This window comes from Evtepia sp. (assembly GCF_034090835.1).
Taxonomy (GTDB): domain Bacteria; phylum Bacillota; class Clostridia; order Oscillospirales; family Oscillospiraceae; genus Evtepia.
The window spans coordinates 1-22,114 of sequence record NZ_JAXDRS010000034.1 but is presented as its reverse complement, the minus strand read 5'-3'; the positions used below and the strand labels follow the sequence as shown (position 1 = coordinate 22,114).

Annotated in this window: 23 protein-coding genes and 1 pseudogene; 17 read left to right on the top strand and 7 right to left on the bottom strand. The window is 60.1% G+C overall.

Annotated features, from left to right (window positions below):
- Positions 1-76: 76 nt before the first annotated feature.
- The 4 genes and pseudogenes from yabQ to SOR61_RS06750 all read right to left on the bottom strand — a co-directional run.
- A pseudogene (yabQ, locus tag SOR61_RS10260) lies at positions 77-334 on the bottom strand (spore cortex biosynthesis protein YabQ); the annotation flags it as partial.
- Positions 331-618, bottom strand: coding sequence for a YabP/YqfC family sporulation protein (locus SOR61_RS06760; RefSeq protein ID WP_320611908.1), 288 nt, complete (start codon positions 616-618; stop codon positions 331-333). The gene SOR61_RS06760 and the pseudogene yabQ, both read right to left, overlap by 4 nt.
- Positions 619-745: 127 nt before the next feature.
- Complete coding sequence (locus SOR61_RS06755; RefSeq protein ID WP_320611907.1) at positions 746-2,197, bottom strand: HAMP domain-containing sensor histidine kinase; 1,452 nt, start codon at positions 2,195-2,197, stop codon at positions 746-748.
- 17 nt (positions 2,198-2,214) lie between these two features.
- Positions 2,215-2,904, bottom strand: coding sequence for a response regulator transcription factor (locus SOR61_RS06750; RefSeq protein WP_320611906.1), 690 nt, complete (start codon positions 2,902-2,904; stop codon positions 2,215-2,217).
- A gap of 220 nt (positions 2,905-3,124) precedes the next feature.
- On the opposite strand from SOR61_RS06750, the gene SOR61_RS06745 reads away from it, so the two are divergent.
- The 16 genes from SOR61_RS06745 to SOR61_RS06670 all read left to right on the top strand — a co-directional run bounded on the left by SOR61_RS06745 (position 3,125) and on the right by SOR61_RS06670 (position 19,164).
- Positions 3,125-3,274 (top strand): hypothetical protein, encoded by a 150-nt coding sequence (locus tag SOR61_RS06745; protein ID WP_320611905.1) that lies wholly within the window; start codon positions 3,125-3,127, stop codon positions 3,272-3,274.
- Between the two features lie 189 nt (positions 3,275-3,463).
- Positions 3,464-3,796, top strand: a complete 333-nt coding sequence (locus SOR61_RS06740) for an XRE family transcriptional regulator (RefSeq protein ID WP_320611904.1) — start codon at positions 3,464-3,466, stop codon at positions 3,794-3,796.
- Positions 3,793-5,049 carry a PBSX family phage terminase large subunit gene (locus SOR61_RS06735; protein WP_320611903.1) on the top strand — a complete coding sequence of 419 codons (1,257 nt, stop codon included), beginning with the start codon at positions 3,793-3,795 and terminating at the stop codon, positions 5,047-5,049. Before SOR61_RS06740 ends, SOR61_RS06735 begins: the two co-directional genes overlap by 4 nt.
- 29 nt (positions 5,050-5,078) lie before the next feature.
- Entirely contained in the window at positions 5,079-6,344 is a 1,266-nt protein-coding gene (locus tag SOR61_RS06730) for a serine/threonine protein phosphatase (RefSeq protein WP_320611902.1), read from the top strand.
- Positions 6,301-7,473, top strand: coding sequence for a hypothetical protein (locus SOR61_RS06725; RefSeq protein ID WP_320611901.1), 1,173 nt, complete (start codon positions 6,301-6,303; stop codon positions 7,471-7,473). The genes SOR61_RS06730 and SOR61_RS06725 overlap by 44 nt, the downstream gene beginning before the upstream one ends.
- Positions 7,470-8,231, top strand: coding sequence for a hypothetical protein (locus SOR61_RS06720; RefSeq protein WP_320611900.1), 762 nt, complete (start codon positions 7,470-7,472; stop codon positions 8,229-8,231). The genes SOR61_RS06725 and SOR61_RS06720 overlap by 4 nt, the downstream gene beginning before the upstream one ends.
- Positions 8,228-8,410, top strand: a complete 183-nt coding sequence (locus SOR61_RS06715; protein WP_320611899.1) for a hypothetical protein — start codon at positions 8,228-8,230, stop codon at positions 8,408-8,410. The genes SOR61_RS06720 and SOR61_RS06715 overlap by 4 nt, the downstream gene beginning before the upstream one ends.
- A gap of 29 nt (positions 8,411-8,439) precedes the next feature.
- Positions 8,440-8,823 (top strand): hypothetical protein, encoded by a 384-nt coding sequence (locus SOR61_RS06710; RefSeq protein ID WP_320611898.1) that lies wholly within the window; start codon positions 8,440-8,442, stop codon positions 8,821-8,823.
- 2 nt (positions 8,824-8,825) lie between these two features.
- Positions 8,826-9,167, top strand: coding sequence for a hypothetical protein (locus SOR61_RS06705; RefSeq protein ID WP_320611897.1), 342 nt, complete (start codon positions 8,826-8,828; stop codon positions 9,165-9,167).
- A 12-nt stretch (positions 9,168-9,179) separates the two neighbouring features.
- Positions 9,180-9,710, top strand: coding sequence for a baseplate J/gp47 family protein (locus SOR61_RS06700; RefSeq protein ID WP_320611896.1), 531 nt, complete (start codon positions 9,180-9,182; stop codon positions 9,708-9,710).
- A complete protein-coding gene (locus SOR61_RS06695) occupies positions 9,679-10,236 on the top strand; it encodes a baseplate J/gp47 family protein (RefSeq protein WP_320611895.1) in 558 nt (185 codons plus the stop codon). Before SOR61_RS06700 ends, SOR61_RS06695 begins: the two co-directional genes overlap by 32 nt.
- Positions 10,233-10,823: a DUF2313 domain-containing protein gene (locus SOR61_RS06690; protein ID WP_320611894.1), complete on the top strand. Its 591-nt coding sequence runs from the start codon at positions 10,233-10,235 to the stop codon at positions 10,821-10,823. The genes SOR61_RS06695 and SOR61_RS06690 overlap by 4 nt, the downstream gene beginning before the upstream one ends.
- Positions 10,824-11,084: 261 nt before the next feature.
- Positions 11,085-13,415, top strand: coding sequence for an anaerobic ribonucleoside triphosphate reductase (locus SOR61_RS06685; protein ID WP_320611893.1), 2,331 nt, complete (start codon positions 11,085-11,087; stop codon positions 13,413-13,415).
- A 276-nt stretch (positions 13,416-13,691) separates the two neighbouring features.
- A complete protein-coding gene (nuoF, locus tag SOR61_RS06680) occupies positions 13,692-15,932 on the top strand; it encodes an NADH-quinone oxidoreductase subunit NuoF (RefSeq protein WP_320611892.1) in 2,241 nt (746 codons plus the stop codon).
- An 18-nt stretch (positions 15,933-15,950) separates the two neighbouring features.
- The gene (locus SOR61_RS06675; protein ID WP_320611891.1) at positions 15,951-18,002 is read left to right on the top strand and encodes an FAD-dependent oxidoreductase; all 2,052 of its coding nucleotides are present in this window, start codon (positions 15,951-15,953) and stop codon (positions 18,000-18,002) included.
- Positions 18,003-18,159: 157 nt separating this feature from the next.
- Entirely contained in the window at positions 18,160-19,164 is a 1,005-nt protein-coding gene (locus SOR61_RS06670) for a double zinc ribbon domain-containing protein (protein ID WP_320611890.1), read from the top strand.
- A gap of 56 nt (positions 19,165-19,220) precedes the next feature.
- Here the strand turns inward: SOR61_RS06670 and SOR61_RS06665 are convergent, their stop codons facing one another.
- The 3 genes from SOR61_RS06665 to SOR61_RS06655 form a co-directional block, all read right to left on the bottom strand.
- Positions 19,221-19,922 carry a DUF6320 domain-containing protein gene (locus tag SOR61_RS06665; protein ID WP_320611889.1) on the bottom strand — a complete coding sequence of 234 codons (702 nt, stop codon included), beginning with the start codon at positions 19,920-19,922 and terminating at the stop codon, positions 19,221-19,223.
- A 5-nt stretch (positions 19,923-19,927) separates the two neighbouring features.
- Positions 19,928-21,214, bottom strand: a complete 1,287-nt coding sequence (locus SOR61_RS06660; RefSeq protein WP_320611888.1) for a hypothetical protein — start codon at positions 21,212-21,214, stop codon at positions 19,928-19,930.
- A 175-nt stretch (positions 21,215-21,389) separates the two neighbouring features.
- Positions 21,390-21,686, bottom strand: a complete 297-nt coding sequence (locus SOR61_RS06655) for a hypothetical protein (protein ID WP_320611887.1) — start codon at positions 21,684-21,686, stop codon at positions 21,390-21,392.
- Positions 21,687-21,785: 99 nt separating this feature from the next.
- Here SOR61_RS06655 and SOR61_RS06650 point away from each other — a divergent pair, with 99 nt between their 5' ends.
- A complete protein-coding gene (locus tag SOR61_RS06650; RefSeq protein ID WP_320611886.1) occupies positions 21,786-22,088 on the top strand; it encodes a tyrosine-type recombinase/integrase in 303 nt (100 codons plus the stop codon).
- The last annotated feature ends 26 nt before the right edge of the window (positions 22,089-22,114 follow it).

Below are 22,114 nucleotides of genomic sequence, written 5' to 3'. Positions count from 1 at the left end.
GGAGGAGACAGGAAAAAATGCGCCCCGTCCACCGGGCGAACCACGCCAGGACCAGCCGGGAGGGACGGCTGAGGACCAGGAAGTATCCCAGCGTCCCGGTCCCTTGCCCGATCACCAGATACAAACGGATGAATCCATCCCCCACGACCACCCCACTGAAAAACAGACAGCCGCCATAGAGGAACCAAAAGAACAGATCCAGAGCTTCCTGCACCGGCCGTAGAGACGTTTTCAGGCGGAACAGCCGCAGCACATCGTAACAAAAGCCCAGAGCCACCCCGGCCCCCAGACAAAACAGCAGGCCGTTGACCTGGCTTTCCAGGGAGAGGGTCATCGCCGGAACAGTCTTCCCCAAAGACTCCCTTCCCGGCTCTCGCTCTCCTCGTAACTCAATCCGTCTACCTGGCCTTCCACCATCAGGTCACCCCCGTCCAGGCTCAGCTTCTCTATGTGCAGTCCACTGCCTGTGATGACTAAGGTTCCCTCTGTCGTGGACATGATGATGGAGGCCTCATCAAAACGCTCCACCTCCTCTACTCCCGATACGGTCAGCGTCTGCCGGCTGTCCAGGAGGATGCGGTGGCTCCCGCGCCGAAGGTCCTTCTCTTCCAATGCCATATGATCCCTTCCTTTCCCTTTCGTGTATGCTTCCTCTTATCTATATGGGAAAAAAGAAATTCTATGACCGGGCCACTACAACAAACGCCGCCTGCAGGAGATGCCTGCAGGCGGCGTTTAGATTCGATTATACTTCGGACAAGGTGAAGGTGAACTCGGTGTATCCGTTTTCGCTGGTGACTGTAATGTCCTCCTTATACGTATTTAAAATACTCTTGACGATGTACAGCCCCAGGCCGACCCCTTCCTTATGGGAGGAGCGGGAACTGTCCGCCTTATGGAACCGGTCAAAGATATGGGTGAGCTGGTCCGGGGGAATGGTCTCTCCGTGGTCCCCGATGCTGATGTAAGCCTTGCCGCCTTTGGTGGCGATCTTCAGACGGAGGGTGCCGCCCTCGGAAGAGAACTTGACCGCATTATCCAGGAGGTTATAGCAGACCTGGGTGACGGCGTCTGGGTCGCCCCACACCATCACAGGACCGTCGGGCAGGTCGGTCTCCACGTCCAGATCCTTTTCCGAGATCTTGGATTCCAGACTGACCAGCACCCGGAGCAGGACCTCGGCCACGTCGAACTGCTCCTGGGCGGCCACCCGCTCCGAGGACTGCATCCGGGACAGGTCCAGCATCCGGCGGACCAGGCGGGACAGCCGCCGGGTCTCGGAGGAGATGATCTTCAGGGATTCCCGCTCCTTCTCCGGGGAGATGGTCCCATCCAGGATCCCGTCGGCAAACCCCGCAATGGTGGTCATAGGGGTCTTTAACTCGTGGGATACGTTGGCCACGAACTCGCTGCGCTTCTTTTCTGTCTGGGCCAGGGAGTCCGCCATGGCGTTAAAGGCGATGGCCAGTTCCCCGATCTCATCCTTTCGCTGGGCATACTCCACCACCCGGGCATCCAGCTCCCCATGGGCGAACTTGTAGGCCACGGTGCTCATGCCCTTTAAGGGGTCTACCATCCGCTGCACGGTGATGGAGCAGATCACCAGAGAGATCAGGAGCACTGCCGCCGCCGTGATGAGGAACAGCTGGAAGGTGCTGCGTATGAACTCCAGCACCGAGGTGGCATCCGAGGCGATGAACAGGATCCCGATGGGGGTAGAGTCGGTCAGGACATCTCCGGTGATCGGGTCGACCGCATAGGTGACGATGGGAAGGCCGGTGACGAAACAGTCGGTGGACAGTAAACGATTAAAGGTCGTGGTCCCGCTGTAGGTCTCGTTGGAAAACAGTTCCCGGACCGCCCAGGAGGGGACCGAACTGCCGATGACCCCCCGGGGGTCGGACAGGTTCTCTCCCGAGGCATACACCACGCTCCCGTCCGGCTGACAGAGCAAAACGGTGGTGTTGGTGATGGTGGCCACGGAGGCGATATAGCCATGGAAATGCTGAGAGGAGAGGGGGGTACCGCTGGAGACGATGGAATTCATATACCGGGAGATGGAGGTCACGTCCCGCTCCACGGCCTTTCGCACCTGCTCCTGCTGATACCGATAGGATAAGGTGAAAAAGCCTGCCCCCAATAACGTCATGCACAGGACGATGAGCCCCAGCATCACGGTCATTTGCCGTTTATACATTCTCTGGCCTCTCCCTCTCAGGGATTGCTGTGCAGCTCAAACTTGTAGCCCACACCCCACACGGTCTTTAAGGACCACTGGTCGCTGACCCCTTCCAGCTTTTCACGCAGACGCTTGATGTGCACGTCCACCGTCCGGGAATCGCCAAAATAATCAAATCCCCAGACCTCGTCCAGCAGCTGGTTTCGGGTGAACACCCGGTTGGGAGACGACGCCAGGTGGAACAGCAGTTCCAGTTCTTTGGGCGGGGTGTCGATCCGCTTGCCCCGGACCTCCAGCTCATAAGAGTCCAGATTGATCACCAGCCCGTCGAAGGTCAGACGGCGGGTTTTCTCCTCCTCGTCACCCAGACGGCGCAGCACGGCGTGAACCCGGGCCAGCAGCTCCTTCATCTCAAAGGGCTTGACGATATAGTCATCTGCGCCCATCTCCAGCCCGGCCACCTTGTCAATGGTCTCGCCCTTGGCGGTCAGCATGATGATGGGGGTCTTATCCGTCTCGCGGATCTTGGCGCACACTGCCCAGCCGTCCATCACGGGCAGCATGATATCCAAAAGGACCAGGTCGGGACGGAAGAGACGGTAGATCTCCAGCGCCTTTCCGCCGTCCTCCGCAACCATGGTCTCGTAGCCTTCCTTTTTTAAATAGAGGTTGATGAGCTCGGCAATGTTGCTCTCATCTTCTACGATCAGTACCTTTCTTGCCATGAAAACACCTGCTTTCTTTCCTGTGTGTCATGCTCGCAGCACGGCCCGGAAGGACCGGCCGCTGATTCAAAATATTATCGCATGGATGCCTTTTTTCGTCAAGGGAACGGCGGGGCAAACCCAACCAGGGCAGGAAATCCACCCCCAAAGAAAGAACAGGAATAGTGCGGCGGTCCTCTGGGCATAGTATCTGTGAACCCATTGAAAGGAGATGGCAACTATGAGCCAGAACAAGGAAAACAACAAGTCCTACAACCAGTCTTTCAAGGAGAAGCAGCAGAAGAAGAACCGCAACAACCAGCAGGTGGGCGGTAAGGAAAGCACCATCGGCGGCGCCGGCAACACCAACGGCAGACCCGTAGGGACCTGATCTCTCTCATATCGGTATGTCACACCCCTGCACGCTTCGCGTCAGACCCGAAGTCCCCAACCACCGGATTTTCCGGCGGTTGGGGACTTTTTTTGCCCTCTCCTTTTCTTTTTTTGAAATCCTCCGTTTTAGGTGTACGCCAACGTCCCCCTTTTCCCCTTGTTTCACCGGGGGTGAGGAGAAATGTCTATGAAACGTATGAAACCTGTGGACCGACAGGAGGTCCTGCGGCAAATGATGGCTCTGGCCGCAGGCAGCGCCAACGACGTGGTGAAACTGGCCTACCTCTCCGACGAGCGGATGGAGGAGATCGACCGCCTTCAGCTGGGCTGCCTTACCGAGTTCAAACGCAGCGGCAACGGCACCGTGGAAGTCAAACTGGCGGACCGGGCGGCTGTCCTGGAAAAACTCCTGGAGCAGCTCAAGGAGGACCGGGCGTCCGCACCCGCCGCGTTCTTGCAGGCGCTGGATCAGCCTGCTCCGTCCCAGCAGGAGGCCCCGGCCTCGGACGCCCATCCATGAACCTGATCTTTTCCCCCAAGCAGCAGACGGTTCTGCGATGGTGGAGCCAGGGCTCCCCCTACTGCTACATGGACGCCATCATCTGCGACGGGGCAGTGCGAAGCGGAAAGACCCTCTGTCTGGGCCTCTCCTTTATCCTCTGGGCCATGACCCGGTTCCATAAACAGCAGTTTGCCCTCTGCGGAAAAACCACGGAGTCGGTGCGGCGGAACCTGCTGGCCAGCGTGCTGCCCCTTCTGGAAGAGCTGGGCTTCTCCTGGGAAGAGAAAGTCTCCCGCAACTGGATGAAATTCCGCTTCGGGGACCGGGAGAATACCTTCTTCCTCTTCGGCGGAAAGGATGAGGGCAGCGTTGCCCTCATCCAGGGCGTGACCCTGGCAGGGGTCCTTCTGGACGAGGTGGCCCTGATGCCCCGCTCCTTCGTGGAACAGGCCTGTGCCCGATGCTCGGTCACCGGGGCCAAGTTCTGGTTCTCCTGCAACCCCGCAGGACCTGCCCACTGGTTCTACCGGGAATGGATCTGCAAGGCCCGGGAACACAGCGCCCTCCACCTGCGCTTTCTCATGGAGGACAACCCCACCCTCTCCCCGGAGACCCTGCAGCGCTATGAACGGGCCTTTCACGGCGCCTTCTACCGCCGCTTCGTCCTGGGAGAATGGACCGCTGCGGAAGGTCTGGTTTACGACTTCTTCGACGAAAGCCTGGTGCAGCCGGCGCCCTCCGGCGAGGCCAGCCGCTGGATCATCTCCTGCGACTACGGAACCGTAAACCCCACCTCCCTGGGCCTGTGGGGGAACTTCGACGGTGTGTGGTACCGGGTCAAAGAGTACTACTACGACGCCCGCCAGGAGAAACGGCAGCAGACCGACCAGGAATATGCCCAGAGGCTCCGGGAACTGGCCGGAAACCGCACCATCGAAGCGGTGGTAGCCGACCCCTCCGCCGCTTCCTTTCTGGAAGTCCTGCGGCGGGAAGGGTGGAACGTGCGCAAAGCAAAAAACGATGTGCTCTCCGGCATCCGCCTTACTGCGGACGCCCTGAAAAACGGCACCATCGTGATCTGCTCCCCCTGCACCGACGCCATCCGGGAATTTGGCTCCTACTGCTGGGATCTGTCCAGCGGGGACAAAGACAAGGTCAAAAAAGAGTTCGACCACGCCATGGATGAGATCCGGTACTTTGTGGCCACCATCGCCGCACCGGAACAGCGGGAAGACATCTTCTTCGCCGGGTTCGTGGAACGCCCACGCTGACCCTCACTCGAAAGGAGGAAATGACCCCTATGGGACTGTTTAAACGGGGCAGGAGAGACCCTGCCCCTCCGTCACCCCCTGCCCACGTCCAGCTCAGGGAGGGGAGCCGTCACCCCTTCCAGCTGATCGATGGGTATATCCCCCTCCACCAACCGGAATTTTCCCTCTACCGCTCCATCCGGGAAGCCATTCCTGTGGTGGACGCCGCCATCCTGAAACTCATTCGCCTGGCAGGCGGGCTGGAAATCACCTGCCAGGACCGGACCGCCCAGGAGGAACTGAACCAGTTTCTCCGAGACGTTCCCACAGGATGGAACCAGAAAGGCATCCAGTCCTTCCTGGATATCTATCTGGACTGCCTGCTCACCTGCGGCAGAGCGGTGGGGGAGATCGTCCCCACCCAGGACGGGGGAGACATCGCTGCGCTGCTCTGCGGCAACGTCTCTTACATTCAGGTGAAGGAGAAAGACTCCCCCCTGGACTTGCAGCTGGCCCTGCGCCACGAGGACGGACACACCGAAGTCCTTCCCCGGCAGGACCTGCTCCTCTTTACTCCCTACAATCCCAGCCCCGAAAACCCCTATGGGGTCTCGCTGCTGCACAGTATGCCCTTCCTCTCCAGCGTGCTGCTGAAAATCTATGAAACTTTGGGCAACAACTGGGAGCGGGCGGGCAACGTGCGCTTCGCTGTGGTCTATAAGCCCGGGGAAGAGGAACTGGACGGCCGCAGACTCCAGGCCCGCAGCCAACAACTGGCCCAGCAATGGTCCGAGGCCATGCAGAGCACCCGGGCCGGGGCCATAAGGGACTTTGTGGCGGTGGGAGATGTGGAGATCAAAGTCATCGGCGCGGAATGTCAGATCCCCGACTGCCAGGCCCCTGTCCGCCTGCTCATTGAACAGCTCATCGCCCAGACCGGCATCCCGCCCTTCCTGCTGGGCCTGAACTGGTCCTCTACCGAGCGGATGAGCAGCCAGCAGGCAGACATTATGACCAGTGAACTCACCGCCCTGCGCCGTACCCTGACCCCGGTGGTGGAACGCATCTGCACCCTATGGCTGCGGATGCACGGCTATGACTGCCCCTTCCAGGTGGAATGGGAGGAAATCAACCTCCAGGATCAGGTGGAAGAGGCCAAGGCGCTGCTCTACCGCCAGCAGGCAGATCAGCTGAAAAAAGAAGCGAACACCCCCAAGAAAGAGCAGGACACCCCAGAAACACCCAAAACCCAAGAGGAAAAGGAGGAATCTCATGAGGACCGTGACCAAGGAAGCCGAGACCCAGACCACCCCTGAGCGCCGGGAAGGAGAACTGGCGGCCATCAACCGCCTGAGCCGGACGCCCCTCACCGACGAGGCGATCTATACCTTTGCCGTGCGCCTGTGCGACAACCAGACCGACCGGGACGACGAGTACTTCGACCGCCGGGGCCTGGAAAAACTGGCCGACCTCTTTGTGGGCAAGACCGGGATCTTTGACCACTCCTGGAGCGCCAAAGACCAGACCGCCCGCATCTACCGCACCGAACTGGTGGAAGAGACCGGCGCAGTGACCGAGGCGGGAGAGCCCGGATGCTATCTGAAAGCCTACGCCTATATGCTCCGTACCCCCGAAAACGCCAGCCTCATCGCCGAGATCGAAGGGGGCATCAAGAAAGAGGTCAGCGTCAGCTGCGCTGTCAGCCGCTGCGTCTGCTCCATACACCATGATCCCGACCCAAGAAATCCTGACCATCGCCCTGTGCTTCGTGGGGAAATCCCTGACACCCCAGGAGGAACAGGTGCTGTCCGACCTGTGCCAGGCCGCCGGGGAACAGTGGTATGCCCTGCTGCGGGACGGGGTGGAGATCGAGGACTGCCGGGGGGCCTTTCTCACCGCCAGCGCCTGGACCGCCCTGGCTGCCATGTCTGCGGCTCTGGAACAGAGCAGCCCCACTCCACTCTCCTTCTCGGCCGGGGACCTTTCGGTCCAGACCGGGCGGAGCCAGGCGGACCCCGGCGCCTGCGCCCGGAGCCTCCAGGTACAGGCCCAGGCCCTCATGGCCCCATACACCAGAGATCTGGCCTTTGCCTTCCTGGGGGTGGAGGGATGAGCGCCGCCGAGGCCTTTAAGGCCATCCTGGCCCGGTACGGCCAGCCGGTGGAGCTCCTTAGAAGAGGCACCAGCCTGGGAAGCGGCAGAGCGCTGCTGCGCCCGCTGCTGGACCGGGAACGACAGTTTCTCCCCACCCCTCTGGGGCAGCATCGGCGGGAATCTATCCTCTGCCTGGGGGAAAGGGCGTTGCCCTTTTCCCCGGAAGCGGAGGAGACCATCGTGCAGACGGGAGAGACCCAATACACCGTGGTCAATGGAACGCAATCCTCAGATCAAAAATCCCAACGTCATCACCCCCGGCCAGCAGATCCGAGTGAGGTGAGCCTATGATACAATGGCGGCTTACGTGCTATACCGGGGAATCCTACCTGATCCCCACTCCGCTGGCCTGGCAGCTGGATTACGGTTTGGGTTCCCCCTGCGACAGCTTCTGGGTGAAGTTCCCCTGGGAGCCTGAAAAGGAAGCCCTGATGGAACAAAGCACCCGGGTTCAGGTGACGGAAGACGGGGTCCCCCTCTTTACCGGTGTGGTGGATGAATGGGAGTGCACCTGGTCCCAGGAGGGAAGGGTGGCCCAGGTCACCGGCCGGGGAATGCAGGCCCTTCTTCTGGACAACCAGGCGGAGGCTGCCGACTACGGGCAGGTGACCCTGGGGGAGATCCTCCGCAACTACGTTACGCCCTATGGGATCGCTCTGGAACAGCCGGTGAGCCTGCCCTCGGTCTGGGGCTTTTCCGTCTCCTCCGGCAGCAGCTGCTGGAGCGTCCTCTATGACTTTGCCCGGTACTACGCCGGGGTGACACCCCGATTCCATCGAAACGGGAATCTGTGTCTCCACCCCTGGGCCGATGGAACCCCCAAGGAACTGTCGGCGGACCTGCCGGTCACCAAAGTGGTGGACCGCTACACCCGGTACGGGGTGCTCTCCCAGGTGACCGTCAAGGACGTGACAGGGTGGAGACGACAGACGGAAACCAATTCTGCCTTCCAGGCTCAGGGCGGGTGCTGCTCCTGCCCAAAAATACCAGCTACCAGGCCCGCCGCTACAACGCCCGCTTTCAGCTGGATCGCTCCGCTGCCCGGATGAAAGAACTGGAGGTGACCATCGCCCAGGTCTTTCCCGTCTGGCCGGGGGAGCTGGTGAAATGGAACCGAAGCGGCATGGGCAGAGCCGGGACATACCGTGTTCTGGAAAGCAGGGTCTCTATGGGAGAACAGGGGTATGAAACCACATTGGTCCTGGGAGATCCCCAGGCGGTACTGTAAACGGCGGAAAGGAGGAATCATTCGTGTGGATGGCAAACAGACAGACCCGGGACCTGCTGCGGGAACCGCCCGCAGAACTGGGGAAGGTCACCATTTCCGGTACACAGGCCGGCGTGGCTCTGGAAGGAGAGCGGAGAAGGGTGGCCCTCTGCGGACCTGGAGGCTATCACTGGACCCCTGCCAGAGGGGACACGGTTCTGGTGGTGAAGAGCGGACAGGAAGAAGCCCCCTGCATTGCCGGGGTCGTGGAGGAGACCCAGCCGGAGCCGGGGGAGGTCTATCTCTCTGTGGCCTCCGGCGCGGGCATCCGGCTCAAGCCGGACGGAACCATTGAGCTGAGCGGGACCTTCCGGCTGGACGGTACGCTGGAGGTTTCCGGTGGCCTTACCGTGAACGGAAGGGAGGTGGAATGACCGTGGCAACCACCAAGCTTCGCAACGGAGACTACTGCCCCGATGGGAAGGGGTCCTTTGAAACTGTATCCGGCGCAGAGGAAGTGCTGGAGCGGGCCCTGTTTCAGCTCACGGTCAAGCGGGGAAGCTTCCCGCTGCTGCCTAACCTGGGCAGCCGGCTCCACCTCCTGACCAGAGAGAAAGAATCCGCCCGGCAGTCCGTGGGCGCCGGCTACGCCGCAGAAGCCCTGGCGGGAGAGCCCGACTTACAGGTGACCGGAGCGGCATGGAACCCGGCCAGACAGGAACTGACCGTCTACCTGACCTGGCAGGGGCAGCAGCTCCTGGCACCCATATCCATATAAGGGGGAGTGACCATGAAAACCGTAGACGAACTTTACAGAGAAATGATGGATACCTTCGCCCGGGAGACCGGGACCGAGCCGGACGGGGCTGGAGAACTGGCAGTACGGATGTACGCCCTGGCCACCCAGCTGTACGGCCTGTATCAGGAGATCGACTGGACCAGCCGGCAGTGCTTCCCCCAGACCGCCACGGGAGCGTATCTGGAATACCACGCCTTCCTGCGGGGATTGCAGAGGGAACCGGCCCGCCGGGCCATTGGAACCATTCGCTTCAGCATCGACGAAGCGGCAGAGAGCGTCCTGGTCATCCCGGAGGGCACGGTGTGCATGACTGCCGGACGGGTGGAGTTTGCAACCACCCGCAGAGCCGTGATCCAGCCCGGAGAGACCTCCGTGGATGTGCCCGCCCATGGGGTGCAGCCCGGCCCGGGCGGCAATGTCCCCGCCTGGACTGTCCGCACCATGGCAGTGGCCCCGGAGGGGATCGTGCGCTGTACCAATCCGGAGGCCTTTGCCGGGGGGGCAGGAGACCGAGGGGGATGAGGCCCTGCGGCAGCGCATCCTGGACACCTACCGCCGCCTGCCCAACGGCACCAACACCGCCTATTATGAACGGGAAGCGCTGGCTGTGGAGGGCGTGGCGGCAGTGGGTATCCTACCCAAAGCCCGGGGTGTGGGGACGGTGGACATTATCGTGGCAGGTCCTGAGGGTATGCCGTCGGACGATCTGGTCCAGCGGGTGCGGAGCGCCATGGAAAGGAAACGGGAGATTGCAGTGACTGTCTGGGTCAGTCCGCCGGAGGCGGTAGAGACCGATGTGACTGTTATGGTCACCGCCCAAAAAGGCTTCGCCCCGCTGGAGGTGCAGAAAAAGACGGAGGAGACCATAAGAGCGTGGTTCTCCGGAGAGCGGCTGGGGAAGGATCTGCTGCTGGCAGAGCTGGGAGAGCAGATCTTCCACGTGGAGGGAGTGGCCAACTACCACATCCGCACCCCGGACCAGGACCTCACAGTGAAGGAAAAACAGCTCCCGGTGCTGAAGACGCTGCGGGTGGAGGTGTTCTCGTGAAACATGAAGAGACCTTGCGCGCCCTGCTGGCTCCCCTGGGGGTCTACCGCTGGGAAGGGACCTTTCAGTGGAAAGAACTGCAGAGCGAGGGCGGGCAGCTGGATGCCGCAGCGGACCTGCTGGCACACCTCCAGCAGGAAATGAATCTCTGGACCGCCCAGGAGGAAGGGCTGGATCAGCTGCGGGAACTGATGAATCGTCCATGGGTGGAAGGGGAGAGCCGGGAACAGCTCCGGCAGGCGCTGGTGGCCCTGCTGCGGATCGACGGCAGCTGCTTTACCCTGGAGGACATGAACAACGCCATCCGGGGGTGTGGGATCTTTGCAGTGGTGGAAGAGAAGGAGGCCCCCCTGCACGTGCAGGTCTCCTTCCCGGAGGTGGGCGGAGAGCCGGAGGGGTATGAAGAGATCCGGTGGATCATTGAAAATATCCTGCCCTGCCATTTGGAGATCGAGTACGCGATTCGGTACATGGTGTGGCCGGAGTTGGAACAGCAGTTTCTCGCCTGGACCAGGATCGAGGAGAAAAAGATGGACTGGGAAACCCTTGAAAAACAAATCCTTTTGGACAAGCGCCAGGCCGGATGAACACAAGAAGTGGTGGTCGCCAGGGGGGCGGACTACAAAGTTTTGCGAGGGTTTTTGGGAAGAATGACTAATTGACGGAACGCCTATACAATGCTATGATGTGTTTGCTGTCAAACAGCAAACACATCATATAGTGATTTTTGGTGACAAGGTCACTAAATAATGTGCCGACTTTCGAGTATAATACCTGTGTTCCCGAAAGAGGGACACAGATGACATTGGAATGATAAAGAGGAAAATGGAGAAAGGAGAGCTGCTTCCATGACCACGGTACAGCAGATCCGGAAGAGAGACGGAAGAATCGTGCCCTTCCATGAAAATAAAATTGCGGATGCGATCAACAAGGCCTTTGAGGCAACCTACAAACCCGGCTACGAAGAGACTGCTGCCCGTCTGGCGCATGAGGTGGCCTCCATCCTGGAAGTAGAGGGCGGCACCTGCCCCGACGTGGAACACATCCAGGACGTGGTGGAACGGGTCCTGATGGACAACGGGTATGTCCAGACCGCCAAGGCGTACATCCTTTACCGCTCCGAGCGCAGCCGCGCCCGGGAGATGAACACCCGCCTCATGAAGATCTATGAGGACATCACCTTCTCTGCCGCCAAGGACAGCGACATTAAGCGGGAAAACGCCAACATCGACGGCGACACGGCCATGGGCACCATGCTCAAGTATGGCAGCGAAGGCTCCAAACAGTTCTACCAGATGTTTGTCATGAAGCCCGACCACGCCCGGGCACACATCAGCGGAGATATCCATATCCACGACATGGACTTCGCCCCCATGGGCACCACCACCTGCACCCAGATCGACCTCATTAAGCTCTTTGAGGGGGGCTTCTCCACCGGGCACGGTACCCTGCGGGAGCCCAACGACATCGCTTCCTATGCAGCGCTGGCCTGCATCGCCATCCAGTCCAACCAGAACGACCAGCACGGCGGTCAGTCCATCGTAAACTTCGACTACTCCATGGCCATCGGCGTGCGCAAGACCTTTAAGCGGATCTACCGCCAGAATCTGGCCCGGGCTCTGATGCTCCTGGAGGACCAGGCTGATCCGGAGACCGAGATCAAGGCCAACATCCAGAAGATCGAAGAGGAGACCGGTCTCTATCCCAAGCTGGAGGACTGCGAGGCCTACTTCCAGGCAGAACTGCCCTTCCTGCTGGAGCGCTACGACCAGGATGAGGCCCAGGTGCGCAAGTGCCAGGAGTTCGCCCACTACCGGGCCGTGAAGGAAACCGACCGGGCCACCTATCAGGCCATGGAGGCCCTCATTCACAACCTCAACACCATGCACTCCCGGGCCGGGGCACAGACCCCCTTCTCCTCCATCAATTATGGTATGGACACCTCCCCGGAAGGCCGGATGGTGATGAAGAACATCATGCTCTCCACGGAGGCAGGTCTGGGCAATGGGGAGACCCCCATTTTCCCCATTCAGATCTTCCGGGTGAAGGAAGGCATCAACTACAATCCCGGCGAGCCCAACTATGACCTCTTTAAGCTGGCCATTCGCTGCTCCGCCAAGCGCCTCTTCCCCAACTTCTCCTTCGTGGACGCACCTTTTAACCTGCAGTACTACAAGGAAGGCCGCCCCGAGACGGAAATTGCCTACATGGGCTGCCGCACCCGGGTCATCGGCAACGTGTACGATCCGGACCGGCAGATCAGCAACGGCCGGGGCAACCTCTCCTTTACCACCATCAACCTGCCTCGCCTGGGCATCAAGGCCAAAGGCGACATCAACACCTTCTTCGAAAGCCTGGACCACACCATTGACCTGTGCGTGGAACAGCTGCTGGAGCGGTTTGAGTTCCAGTGCCGGAAAAAGGTGAAAAATGCCCCCTTCCTCATGGGACAGGGCGTGTGGATCGACTCGGACAACCTGGACTGGGAGGATGAGGTCCGGGAAGTGCTGAAGCACGGGACCCTCTCCGTGGGCTTTATCGGCCTGGCGGAGACCCTGAAGGCCCTGATCGGCGAGCACCACGGCGAGAGCGAAAAGGCCCGGGTCCTGGGCATGGAGATCATCAGCCACATGCGGGCCAGAATGGACGAGGAGAGCAGAAAGCGGAAGCTGAACTTTACCCTCCTGGCCACCCCCGCAGAAGGGCTGTCCGGCCGCTTCGTGAAGATCGACAAGGAAAAGTACGGTGTGATCGAGGGCGTGACCGACCGGGAGTACTATACCAACTCCTTCCATGTGCCGGTATACTACCCCATCTCTGCCTATGACAAGATCGCCATTGAGGCCTCCTACCACGCCCTCACCAACGCTGGCCACATCAGCTACATTGAAATGGACGGCGACCCCACAGAAAACCTGGACGCCTTTGAGCGGGTCATCCGCTGCATGAAGGAAAAGGGGATCGGCTACGGCTCCGTGAACCATCCTGTGGACCGGGACCCTGTGTGCGGCTTCTCCGGCATCATCGGGGACCAGTGCCCTGGCTGCGGACGGAAAGAGGACGACGGCGTGGCCTTTGAGCGGATCCGCCGGATCACCGGCTATCTGGTGGGAACGCTGGACCGGTTCAACAACGCGAAACGGGCAGAAGAGCACGACCGCGTGAAGCACAACGTTTGATAGAACCCTTGCAAGGAAGAAGCTCAAATGCAAGAGCTTCTTCCTTCTTTTTGCAATTTTCTATGCAGATGAAGTTGGCCTGTCCGAAGAAAAAGTGAAAGAGGAAAGAAATTTCGGTTCATTTGCAGGGGGATTGGACTTGAAAATTTAATATTAGGGGACTATAATTTAGAAGATAGCGTTTCAATGTGATGAGGAAAAAATGAAAGATAAGATAAAAAAACTGTAAACGATGATTAGAAAAGGGTCCTCATCAAGAATTAAGGAGTGAAAGTAATGACCGAGTTTGTATCAGGCGTTGACCTCTCTCTGATGGAAGGGGTGCTTCGTCAGTACCAGGACGACTCTACCAGTCTGATTATGATCCTCCAGCAGGCACAGTCCATCTATGGGTATCTGCCCAAGGAAGTGATCTACTACGTGGCAGAGCGGACGGGCAACAGCCCCGCCAAGGTGCTGGGCGTGGCAACCTTCTACAGCTACTTCCGTCTGGAGCCTATGGGCACCTACCAGATCATGCTCTGTGAAGGTACCGCATGTCACGTCAACGGCGCAGACCGGATCCGTACCGCCATCACCCAGGAGCTGGGCATCACCGACGGCGAGACCACCGAGGACGGCATGTTCACCCTCAACGGCGTGGCCTGCCTGGGCTGCTGTTCTCTGGCCCCCGTTATGATGATCAACGGCGACACCTACGGGAAGCTGACCCCCGAGCGTACCATTAAGATCCTCCGGGAACTGCGGCAGCGGGAATCCGGCAACGGCATCCGTATTCTGGTGGGCCAGGGCAGCTGCGGCGTCTCCGCCGGCGCAGCCCGGGTGGCCAAGGTCCTTTCCGGCCATATGACCGCCACCGACAGCTTCACCGTGGAAAAGACCGGCTGTATCGGTATGTGCTACCTGGAACCCATTGTGGATATCTATGAAGGGGATAAGCTCCTTCACCGGTTGGTCCGGGTCACCGAGACCGACGCCCTGGGCATCGTGGAAGCAGTGCGCAAGCGCGACTTCCAGAAGCTGGAGCCCATGTTCATCAGCGACGAGGATGCTCGCTTCCTGAAGAAGCAGAAGCGTGTTGCCCTGCGCAACTGCGGCGTCATCGACCCCACCAGCATCGACGACTATATCCGCCACGGCGGCTACCAGGCCCTGGACAAGGCCCTGCAGATGACCCCCGAAGAGGTCATCGAGGAGATCAAGATCTCCGGTCTGGCCGGTCGCGGCGGCGCCGGCTTCCCCACCTGGTTTAAGTGGAACGCCGCCCGTCAGGCAGAGGGCGATCACAAGCACCTCATCTGCAACGCCGACGAGGGCGATCCCGGCGCATTCATGGACCGGGCTGTGATCGAGTCCGATCCCCACAGCCTCATCGAAGGTATGCTCATCGGCGCCTATGCCATGGGCGCAGAGGATATGTTCGTCTATATTCGTGCGGAATATCCCCTGGCTGTGGAACACCTGGGTATGGCCATTGAGCAGGCCAGAAGCCGCGGCTTGCTGGGTGAAAACATCCTGGGCACCGGCTTTAGCTGCGACCTGTCCATCAAGACCGGTGCAGGCGCCTTCGTCTGCGGCGAGGAAACTGCCCTGATCGAGTCTATGGAAGGCAAGCGCGGTATGCCCCGCCTGAAGCCTCCCTTCCCCGCCCAGAGCGGTTACCTGAACGAACCCTCCAACATCAACAATGTGGAGACCTTTGCCAACGTTGCCTGGATCATCCAAAACGGCGGCGAAGCCTTCTCCGCTATGGGCACAGAAAACTCCAAGGGCACCAAGGTCTTCGCCCTGACTGGTAAGGTCCAGAGAGGCGGCCTGGTGGAAGTGCCCATGGGCAACTCCCTGAAAGATGTTATCTTCGACATCGCCGGCGGCATCAAGGACGGCCGCAAGTATAAGGCAGTGCAGATGGGCGGTCCTTCCGGCGGCTGTATCCCCGCAGAACTGATGGACACCCCCATTGACTACAAGGCCCTCTCCGCCACCGGCGCCATCATGGGCTCCGGCGGTATGGTGGTCATGGACGACTCCACCTGTATGGTGAACATTGCCCGGTTCTTCCTGGACTTCACCGCCCGGGAATCCTGCGGTAAGTGCGTCCCCTGCCGGATCGGTACCACCCGTATGATGGAGATCCTGAACCGGATCTGTGAGGGGGAAGGCCAGGAAGGCGACATCGAGCTGCTGGAAGAGCTGTGCATCTCCATCAAGGACGGCGCTCTCTGCGGTCTGGGTCAGACAGCCCCCAACCCGGTGCTGACCACCATCCGTTACTTCCGGGATGAGTACGAGGCCCACATCCGGGATAAGAAATGTCCCGCCTGCGAGTGCTCTGCTCTGCTCACCATCTCCATTGATCCGGACAAGTGCACCGGCTGTACCCTCTGCGCACGGAAGTGCCCGGTGGAGTGCATCAGCGGCGACCGGAAAAAGCCCCATGTCATTGACCAGACGGCCTGCATTAAGTGTAAACAGTGCGTCAGTTCCTGCCGGTTCGACGCCATTGTTGTAGAGTAAGAAAGGAGGGGGCGGAACATGAAAGAGAAAATCAGAGTCACGATCAATGGTCAGCGCTGTACCGGTACGCCCGGTCAGACCCTCCTGGAGATTGCCCAGAATAACGGCATCGAGATCCCCAACCTCTGCCATAACAGCGAACTGAAGCATTATGGCGGATGCAGCCTCTGCGTGGTGGAGGCCGAGGGCAGCCCCAAGCTGCTGCGGGCCTGCTCCACCGTGGCCACCGACGGCCAGGTGATCTACACCGAGTCCGAGCGGGTGGTCCGCACCGGAAAGATCAGCATGGAGCTGCTCATGAGCGACCACGACGGCGACTGCCGCGGTCCCTGCGTGATGCACTGTCCCGCTAACGTCAATGTCCAGGACTACGTCCAGGCCATTGCCCGGGGCGAGGACCGGGAAGCTGTGCGCATCATCAAAGAGAACCTGCCCATCCCTGCCTCCATCGGCCGGGTCTGTCCCCACCCCTGTGAGGGCGGCTGCCGCCGGGCTATGGTAGAGGAAGCCATCTCGATTTCCTACCTCAAATACTTTGCCGCCGACCGGGTCATCAAGGAAGGCGGTTACCTCCCTGCAAAGAAGGCTGCCACCGGCAAGCGCATTGGTATCGTGGGCGGCGGCCCCGGCGGCCTCACTGCGGCCTATTACCTCTCCCTGATGGGTCACCGGGTGACCATCGTGGACGCCATGCCCAAGATGGGCGGTATGCTCCGCTATGGTATCCCCGAGTACCGCCTGCCCAAGAAGGTCCTGGACGAAGAAGTGGCAGAGATCGCTTCTCTGGGTGTGGAGATGAAGAACAACTTCCGCATCGGCCAGCAGGAGACCTTTGAAGAGTTCAAGAGCCACTATGATGCGGTTATCCTGGCCATCGGCGCCTGGGAGAGCATGCCTATGGGCTGCCCCGGCGAAGAGCTCAAGGGCGTCATGGGTGGTATTGACTTCCTGCGTCAGGTGGCCCTGGGCGGTCGTCCTGACATCGGCGACAAGGTCGCCGTAGTGGGCGGCGGCAACACCGCCATGGACGCCTGCCGGACTGCGGTCCGTCTGGGCGCCAAGGAAGTGTACGTGGTCTACCGCCGGACCGAGAAGGAAATGCCCGCAGAACAGCTGGAGATCGACGAGGCCCGGGAAGAGGGCGTGGTCTTCAAGTTCCTGACCAACCCCGCAGAGATCATTGGCGAAAACGGCCAGGTCACTGCCATGAAGCTCCAGGTCATGGAGCTGGGCGAGCCCGACGAGAGCGGACGCCGCCGTCCTGTGCCGGTGCCCGGCAAGTTCGAGACCCTGCCTGTCACCTGTGTGATCGGGGCCATCGGCCAGAAGGCCAACGTGAAGGGCTTCGAGACCGTGGAGCTGAACCGGAAGGGCATCATCGCCGCCGACGAGACCAGCTACCGCACCTCTCTGGAAGGGGTCTTTGCTGTGGGCGACGCCACCAACAACGGCGCTTCCATCGCCATTGAGGCCATCGGCGAGGCCCGCCGCTGCGCCAAGGTGGTGGACCTCTATCTCCAGGGTCTGGATATACCCTATCGCCGGACCTACCGCTCTGAGAAGGAGGTCACTCCCGAGACCTTTGCGGATTATATCAAGCTGCCCAGAGCCCAAATGCCCACCCGCCCGGCAGAGGAGCGGAGAAACGACTTTGGTGAGATCAACCTGGGCTTCAGCGAGGCCCAGGCCCGGGCTGAGGCAGCACGCTGCCTGGACTGCGGCTGCCACGACTACAACGACTGTAAGCTCATTCGCTGCGCCAACCTTTACGAGATCCATCCGGAGCGCCTGAAGGGCAAGAAGCACGAGAGCTTTAAGGAGAAGCGCCTGGTGGCCATTGAGCGGGATCAGGGCAAATGTATCCTGTGCGGCCAGTGCGTGCGGATCTGCGAAGAAGTGGTGGGCAAAGGCATCATCGACTTGATCGGCCGTGGTTTTGAGACCACCATCCGTCCGGAGTTCCAGACCAGCTATGCAGTCCGAGGCTGCCTGGACTGCCTCAAGTGTGCCCAGGCCTGCCCCACCGGCGCCCTGCGGATTCGGGAAAACGAACAGGTGGAAGAGGCCTGACCCTCTGTTATCATACCAATACTGCGCTGCGGGAAGGGGAGCCTTCCCGCAGCGTTTTTTTCGGAGGATGGACCGGGGTGAATGGGCTCTTGTTTTCTGCGCAGGAATCCAGTATAATAAAAAATAGATTACCATGCAATTACAGGAGGGCATGACCATGGCCAGATGCAGAGCCTGCGGCGTAGAGTTGCGCCAGGGCGCACGTTTTTGCGATATGTGTGGAACAAAAGTGGAGAAACGGTGCCCCAGCTGCGGCGAGGTGCTCCGGGATCAGGCGAAATTCTGCGATCTCTGCGGGGTGAAGCTGCCGGTGGAGCAGGTGGTATCCCAGCCCAAGGGCAAGGGCGGCATCTGTGCCGGACGGCTCCATACAGTGGGTCTGCGGAAGGATGGCACCGTCCTTGCCACCGGTGACAACCAGTTTGGCCAGTGCAGCGTAGAGGACTGGAAGGACATCGTGGCGGTGGCGGCCGGGAAGTATCATACCGTAGGCGTCCGGGCGGACGGCACGGTGGTGGCCGCCGGAGACCAGACCTATGGCCAGTGCCAGGTGGAAGACTGGACTGACGTGGTGGCTGTGGCCGCCGGGGACAGCCATACGGTGGGCCTGCGGGCAGACGGTACCGTGGTGGCCGCCGGACGGGACACGTCCGGAAAGTGCGCCCTGAGCGGCTGGAAGAATATGATCGCCGTGGCTGCCGGGATGGACCACACCCTGGGCCTGTGCCGGGACGGCACGGTGGTGGCTGCCGGGGAAGGACTGTTTGGCTCCTGTGCAGTGAATAACTGGAGTGGAATGACCGCCATTGCCGCGGGGCACATCCACACCATCGGGATCCGCACCGACGGCCAGGTCCAGGAAGCCGACGGCTTTGCCGCCCCCGGCGTCACGGAGTGGACGGAGATCGCTGCGGTTTCGGTCAGCCCATTCCATACCGTAGGCCTGCGGACCGACGGGACCGTAGTGGCTGCGGGGGATATCCAGTATGGTCAGTGCCAGGTGGAAGACTGGGCTGACGTGGTGGCTGTGGCCGCCGGAGAGCGGCACACGGTGGCAGTCCGGAAGGACGGCACCGTTCTGGCAACGGGGGACAACGACGCCGGCCAGTGCAGCGTGGAACAGTGGAAGCTGTGGGACGGAGAAGAGAACGCCCCGGCATAAGAAGAAAACGAAACAACGCCTTGGGAACTGTCCCAAGGCGTTGTTTTTTGTCTGGATCAAAAATGGAATCTCCGGCGTACCTGCCGGCGGAGGTTGGGCCGCATCCGAATGATGGCCAGGGGGATGAGCAGGGCCACGCAGGCGATGGCTACGATGAGGGACCACTGGGGGCGGTAGGAGATGCCCATCCAGCGGTCGATGAGAAGCTCCAGCCAGAGGAGGAAGAGGCCGACCCCGGCGATCACCAGCATGGTGCGGCTGATGACCGACCGCTTTCTGGCCAGGAGAAAGGCCAGAAGGAAGAGGACCGACGCCCCGCCCCAGATGGGGAGGGCCAGGTCATAGAGCCAGGAGGTCCCGTGGAGCAGGAAGGCGATGAGCCCCAGATAAGCGCCGATGGCGGCGATGTCCAGCAGCAGGAAGGCCAGGGCGGGGAGGGACCGTTTCAGCAGGGGAGGGACGATCCACACCCAGAGCAGACCGCAGGCTCCGGCTACAAAGGCGGACCAGGGGAGGCGGGGCGAAAGCAGGAAGCGGTTGAGCAGGATGCAGCACCCGGCGGTGCACAGAAGGGTCACCGACAGAAGGACGGCCAGCTCCCTTCGGTTGATGTCCTCCACCTCCTGCCTCTCCTGGGGGAAGGTGGCGGGTTTTTCCTGGGGGGCCTGACGGCCCGGGTGGTAGACAGGGGTGTGACATAGGGGACAGAAGGAAGCGCTGTCCTCCAGTTCCACGCCGCAGTTGACGCAGTAGGACATAAGGGTCACTCCTTTCGGTTGGAGGTCACTTTCACGTGCAGTCCGTCTTTGACCAGATGGCGGAAGAACTCCCGCTCCACATCGGTCTCTTTCACCGTTCCGGCGAAGGTGATCTCCAGGGTGTCCTGGAAACTGATGACGGCGCAGTTCACCCGGGGGGCGTAGGACTGGCCCAGCATGACCTCCACGTGTTGAATGTGGGGGATCATCTCCTGGGGGACGGTAAAGGGCCCGGGGTTGGTAAAGGTGGTGGAGAAGGGGCGGCTGCCTGCCAGGCGATACCCCAGGTTTAGGGCGAAATTCTTCACCGGGGAGGGGACCAGCTTTAAGGGCAGGTACCGCTGCAGGGACACGTTGTGGGTGATGGCAGCCTGCATCTCCTGGCGGTTGCTGTGCAGGCGCATGTGGTGGTGGACCTGGGAAACGATCTCCCGGAAGGTGTAATCCCCCAGACGGGGGTCAATGGAGGGACGAATGGTAAAGATAAAATTCCGCAGGGTTTTCGAGGGAAGATAGGGGCGCAGGTTGATGGGGACGGCCAGGGCCACAGGGCGCTCTTTCCGGCGATCCTCCCTGCGTTGACGCAGCAGGATGGATTCGATCAGCGCTGCGGCCAGGTACTCTGAAATGGAGGCGCCGTACTGGCGGCTGACCTTTCGCACCTCCTCCACGGAGAGAAAGCCCATGGTGACATTGAGGGTGTAGAACGGCTCCGGGGTACCCACGCAGGGGTAGGCCTTGTTGTGGCCGAAGCCCAGGCGGACCCGGGAGGTGGCATACCGGGCGTATGCATCCTCCCATTCCTCCGGGTCGGGGGGATCGTTTATGTCGAGCACACCATCGGTACAGGGGATGTGATGACCCAGCTCCCGGAGATAGACAGCCAGAAGGGTTTTCAGCAGGTAGACGGTACCGGCCCCGTCGGCCAGGGCGTGGAACACCTCCACGGAGATGCGGTTTTCGTAGTAGAAGAAGCGGAGAAGCTGGTCCTTGTTTTGAAACCGCACCGGCTGACAGGGATTGCTGATGTCTTTTTGCAGGAAGGGGCCGGGGGAATCGTCGGACTCGAAGTAGTACCAGAACATCCCGCGCTTGATTTTAACGTGAAACCCGGGAAACCGGACTAAGGTCTTGTCGATGGCCCGCTGAAGGACCTCCGGATCGACCTTTTCCTTCATCACGGCGGAGAACCGGTAAAGGGCAGAGTAATTCTTCCGCTGGATGGCAGAGTACATTTTTGCGGCGTTATCCAGCCGGAACCAGGGTTTGGATGACTGAGAGGAAGCGGCCATGGGGACCCTCCTTTCCCGGACCTGCTCGTTGCCAAGAAAAGCAGGAAAGAACGGGGGATGAAATCACTTTTATTGTATCATTTCTGAAAAAAGATGCAAGAGAACCCTGCCGTTTTCAGGGCAGGAAGGGAAAAAGTGCCAGCCCCAAGGAGGGGCTGGCAAGGGGGAGAGGGAATTAGGAGAGGTGATAGGTCCATGTGGTGTAAATCTCTTGATTGCTGAAACTGCCGATGCTCTGGGCCACAGTGGTAAACAGGGTCTGGTTGTCCAGCCAGACAAAGGACAGCACGGAGGTGTCCTCCTTCGTCCCTACGGGCAAGGTTTGGTTGACCTGCTGGGTCATGGTGTCCAAGTCTACCACCACCAGATCTCGTTGGTAGGTATCGTCGTTAGGGACAAAGAGATAGGCGAAACGGGTCCCGTCGGGGGAGAAGGGGTCGGCGTCCCTGTCGCAGAGGGTACCCTCCCTCAAAGGGATGGAGTGCAGGTCTGAAAAGGTCTCGCTTTCGCTGTCAAACCGGGCGAAATGGAGGACATCGCAGTTTAAATTGCAGTATGCTAAGATGTTATTGTGGATACAACACCTTATCAGTATTTCACAAAGCATTTATACCGCTATAATGAATGGGTGCAGAATAATCCAGATAAAGCAAAGGCCGAGGGATTAGAGGAATTACCGATTATTCCGCTTCATGGGTTGAGACATTCATGTGCTACCCTGCTCAATTATCTGGAAGTCAACATCATTGAAATATCAAAGACATTAGGACATTCAACCTGTTCAACCACAATGAATATCTATGCTCACAGCTTTGAGGAACAGCAAGAGGAAGTAGCAACAAAGGTAAATGAGTTCTTACGATTGAACGCATAAAGAATTGAGAGCCAGAGGACAAAATC

What these genes read in the sequence shown, in the direction of transcription:
- SOR61_RS06760 (WP_320611908.1), bottom strand. Translation starts at nt 618, where the DNA reads ATGGCATTGGAAGAGAAGGACCTTCGGCGCGGGAGCCACCGCATCCTC.
- SOR61_RS06755 (WP_320611907.1), bottom strand. Translation starts at nt 2,197, where the DNA reads ATGTATAAACGGCAAATGACCGTGATGCTGGGGCTCATCGTCCTGTGC.
- SOR61_RS06750 (WP_320611906.1), bottom strand. Translation starts at nt 2,904, where the DNA reads ATGGCAAGAAAGGTACTGATCGTAGAAGATGAGAGCAACATTGCCGAG.
- SOR61_RS06745 (WP_320611905.1), top strand. Translation starts at nt 3,125, where the DNA reads ATGAGCCAGAACAAGGAAAACAACAAGTCCTACAACCAGTCTTTCAAG.
- SOR61_RS06740 (WP_320611904.1), top strand. Translation starts at nt 3,464, where the DNA reads ATGAAACGTATGAAACCTGTGGACCGACAGGAGGTCCTGCGGCAAATG.
- SOR61_RS06735 (WP_320611903.1), top strand. Translation starts at nt 3,793, where the DNA reads ATGAACCTGATCTTTTCCCCCAAGCAGCAGACGGTTCTGCGATGGTGG.
- SOR61_RS06730 (WP_320611902.1), top strand. Translation starts at nt 5,079, where the DNA reads ATGGGACTGTTTAAACGGGGCAGGAGAGACCCTGCCCCTCCGTCACCC.
- SOR61_RS06725 (WP_320611901.1), top strand. Translation starts at nt 6,301, where the DNA reads ATGAGGACCGTGACCAAGGAAGCCGAGACCCAGACCACCCCTGAGCGC.
- SOR61_RS06720 (WP_320611900.1), top strand. Translation starts at nt 7,470, where the DNA reads ATGATACAATGGCGGCTTACGTGCTATACCGGGGAATCCTACCTGATC.
- SOR61_RS06715 (WP_320611899.1), top strand. Translation starts at nt 8,228, where the DNA reads ATGAAAGAACTGGAGGTGACCATCGCCCAGGTCTTTCCCGTCTGGCCG.
- SOR61_RS06710 (WP_320611898.1), top strand. Translation starts at nt 8,440, where the DNA reads ATGGCAAACAGACAGACCCGGGACCTGCTGCGGGAACCGCCCGCAGAA.
- SOR61_RS06700 (WP_320611896.1), top strand. Translation starts at nt 9,180, where the DNA reads ATGAAAACCGTAGACGAACTTTACAGAGAAATGATGGATACCTTCGCC.
- SOR61_RS06685 (WP_320611893.1), top strand. Translation starts at nt 11,085, where the DNA reads ATGACCACGGTACAGCAGATCCGGAAGAGAGACGGAAGAATCGTGCCC.
- nuoF (WP_320611892.1), top strand. Translation starts at nt 13,692, where the DNA reads ATGACCGAGTTTGTATCAGGCGTTGACCTCTCTCTGATGGAAGGGGTG.
- SOR61_RS06675 (WP_320611891.1), top strand. Translation starts at nt 15,951, where the DNA reads ATGAAAGAGAAAATCAGAGTCACGATCAATGGTCAGCGCTGTACCGGT.
- SOR61_RS06670 (WP_320611890.1), top strand. Translation starts at nt 18,160, where the DNA reads ATGGCCAGATGCAGAGCCTGCGGCGTAGAGTTGCGCCAGGGCGCACGT.
- SOR61_RS06665 (WP_320611889.1), bottom strand. Translation starts at nt 19,922, where the DNA reads ATGTCCTACTGCGTCAACTGCGGCGTGGAACTGGAGGACAGCGCTTCC.
- SOR61_RS06660 (WP_320611888.1), bottom strand. Translation starts at nt 21,214, where the DNA reads ATGGCCGCTTCCTCTCAGTCATCCAAACCCTGGTTCCGGCTGGATAAC.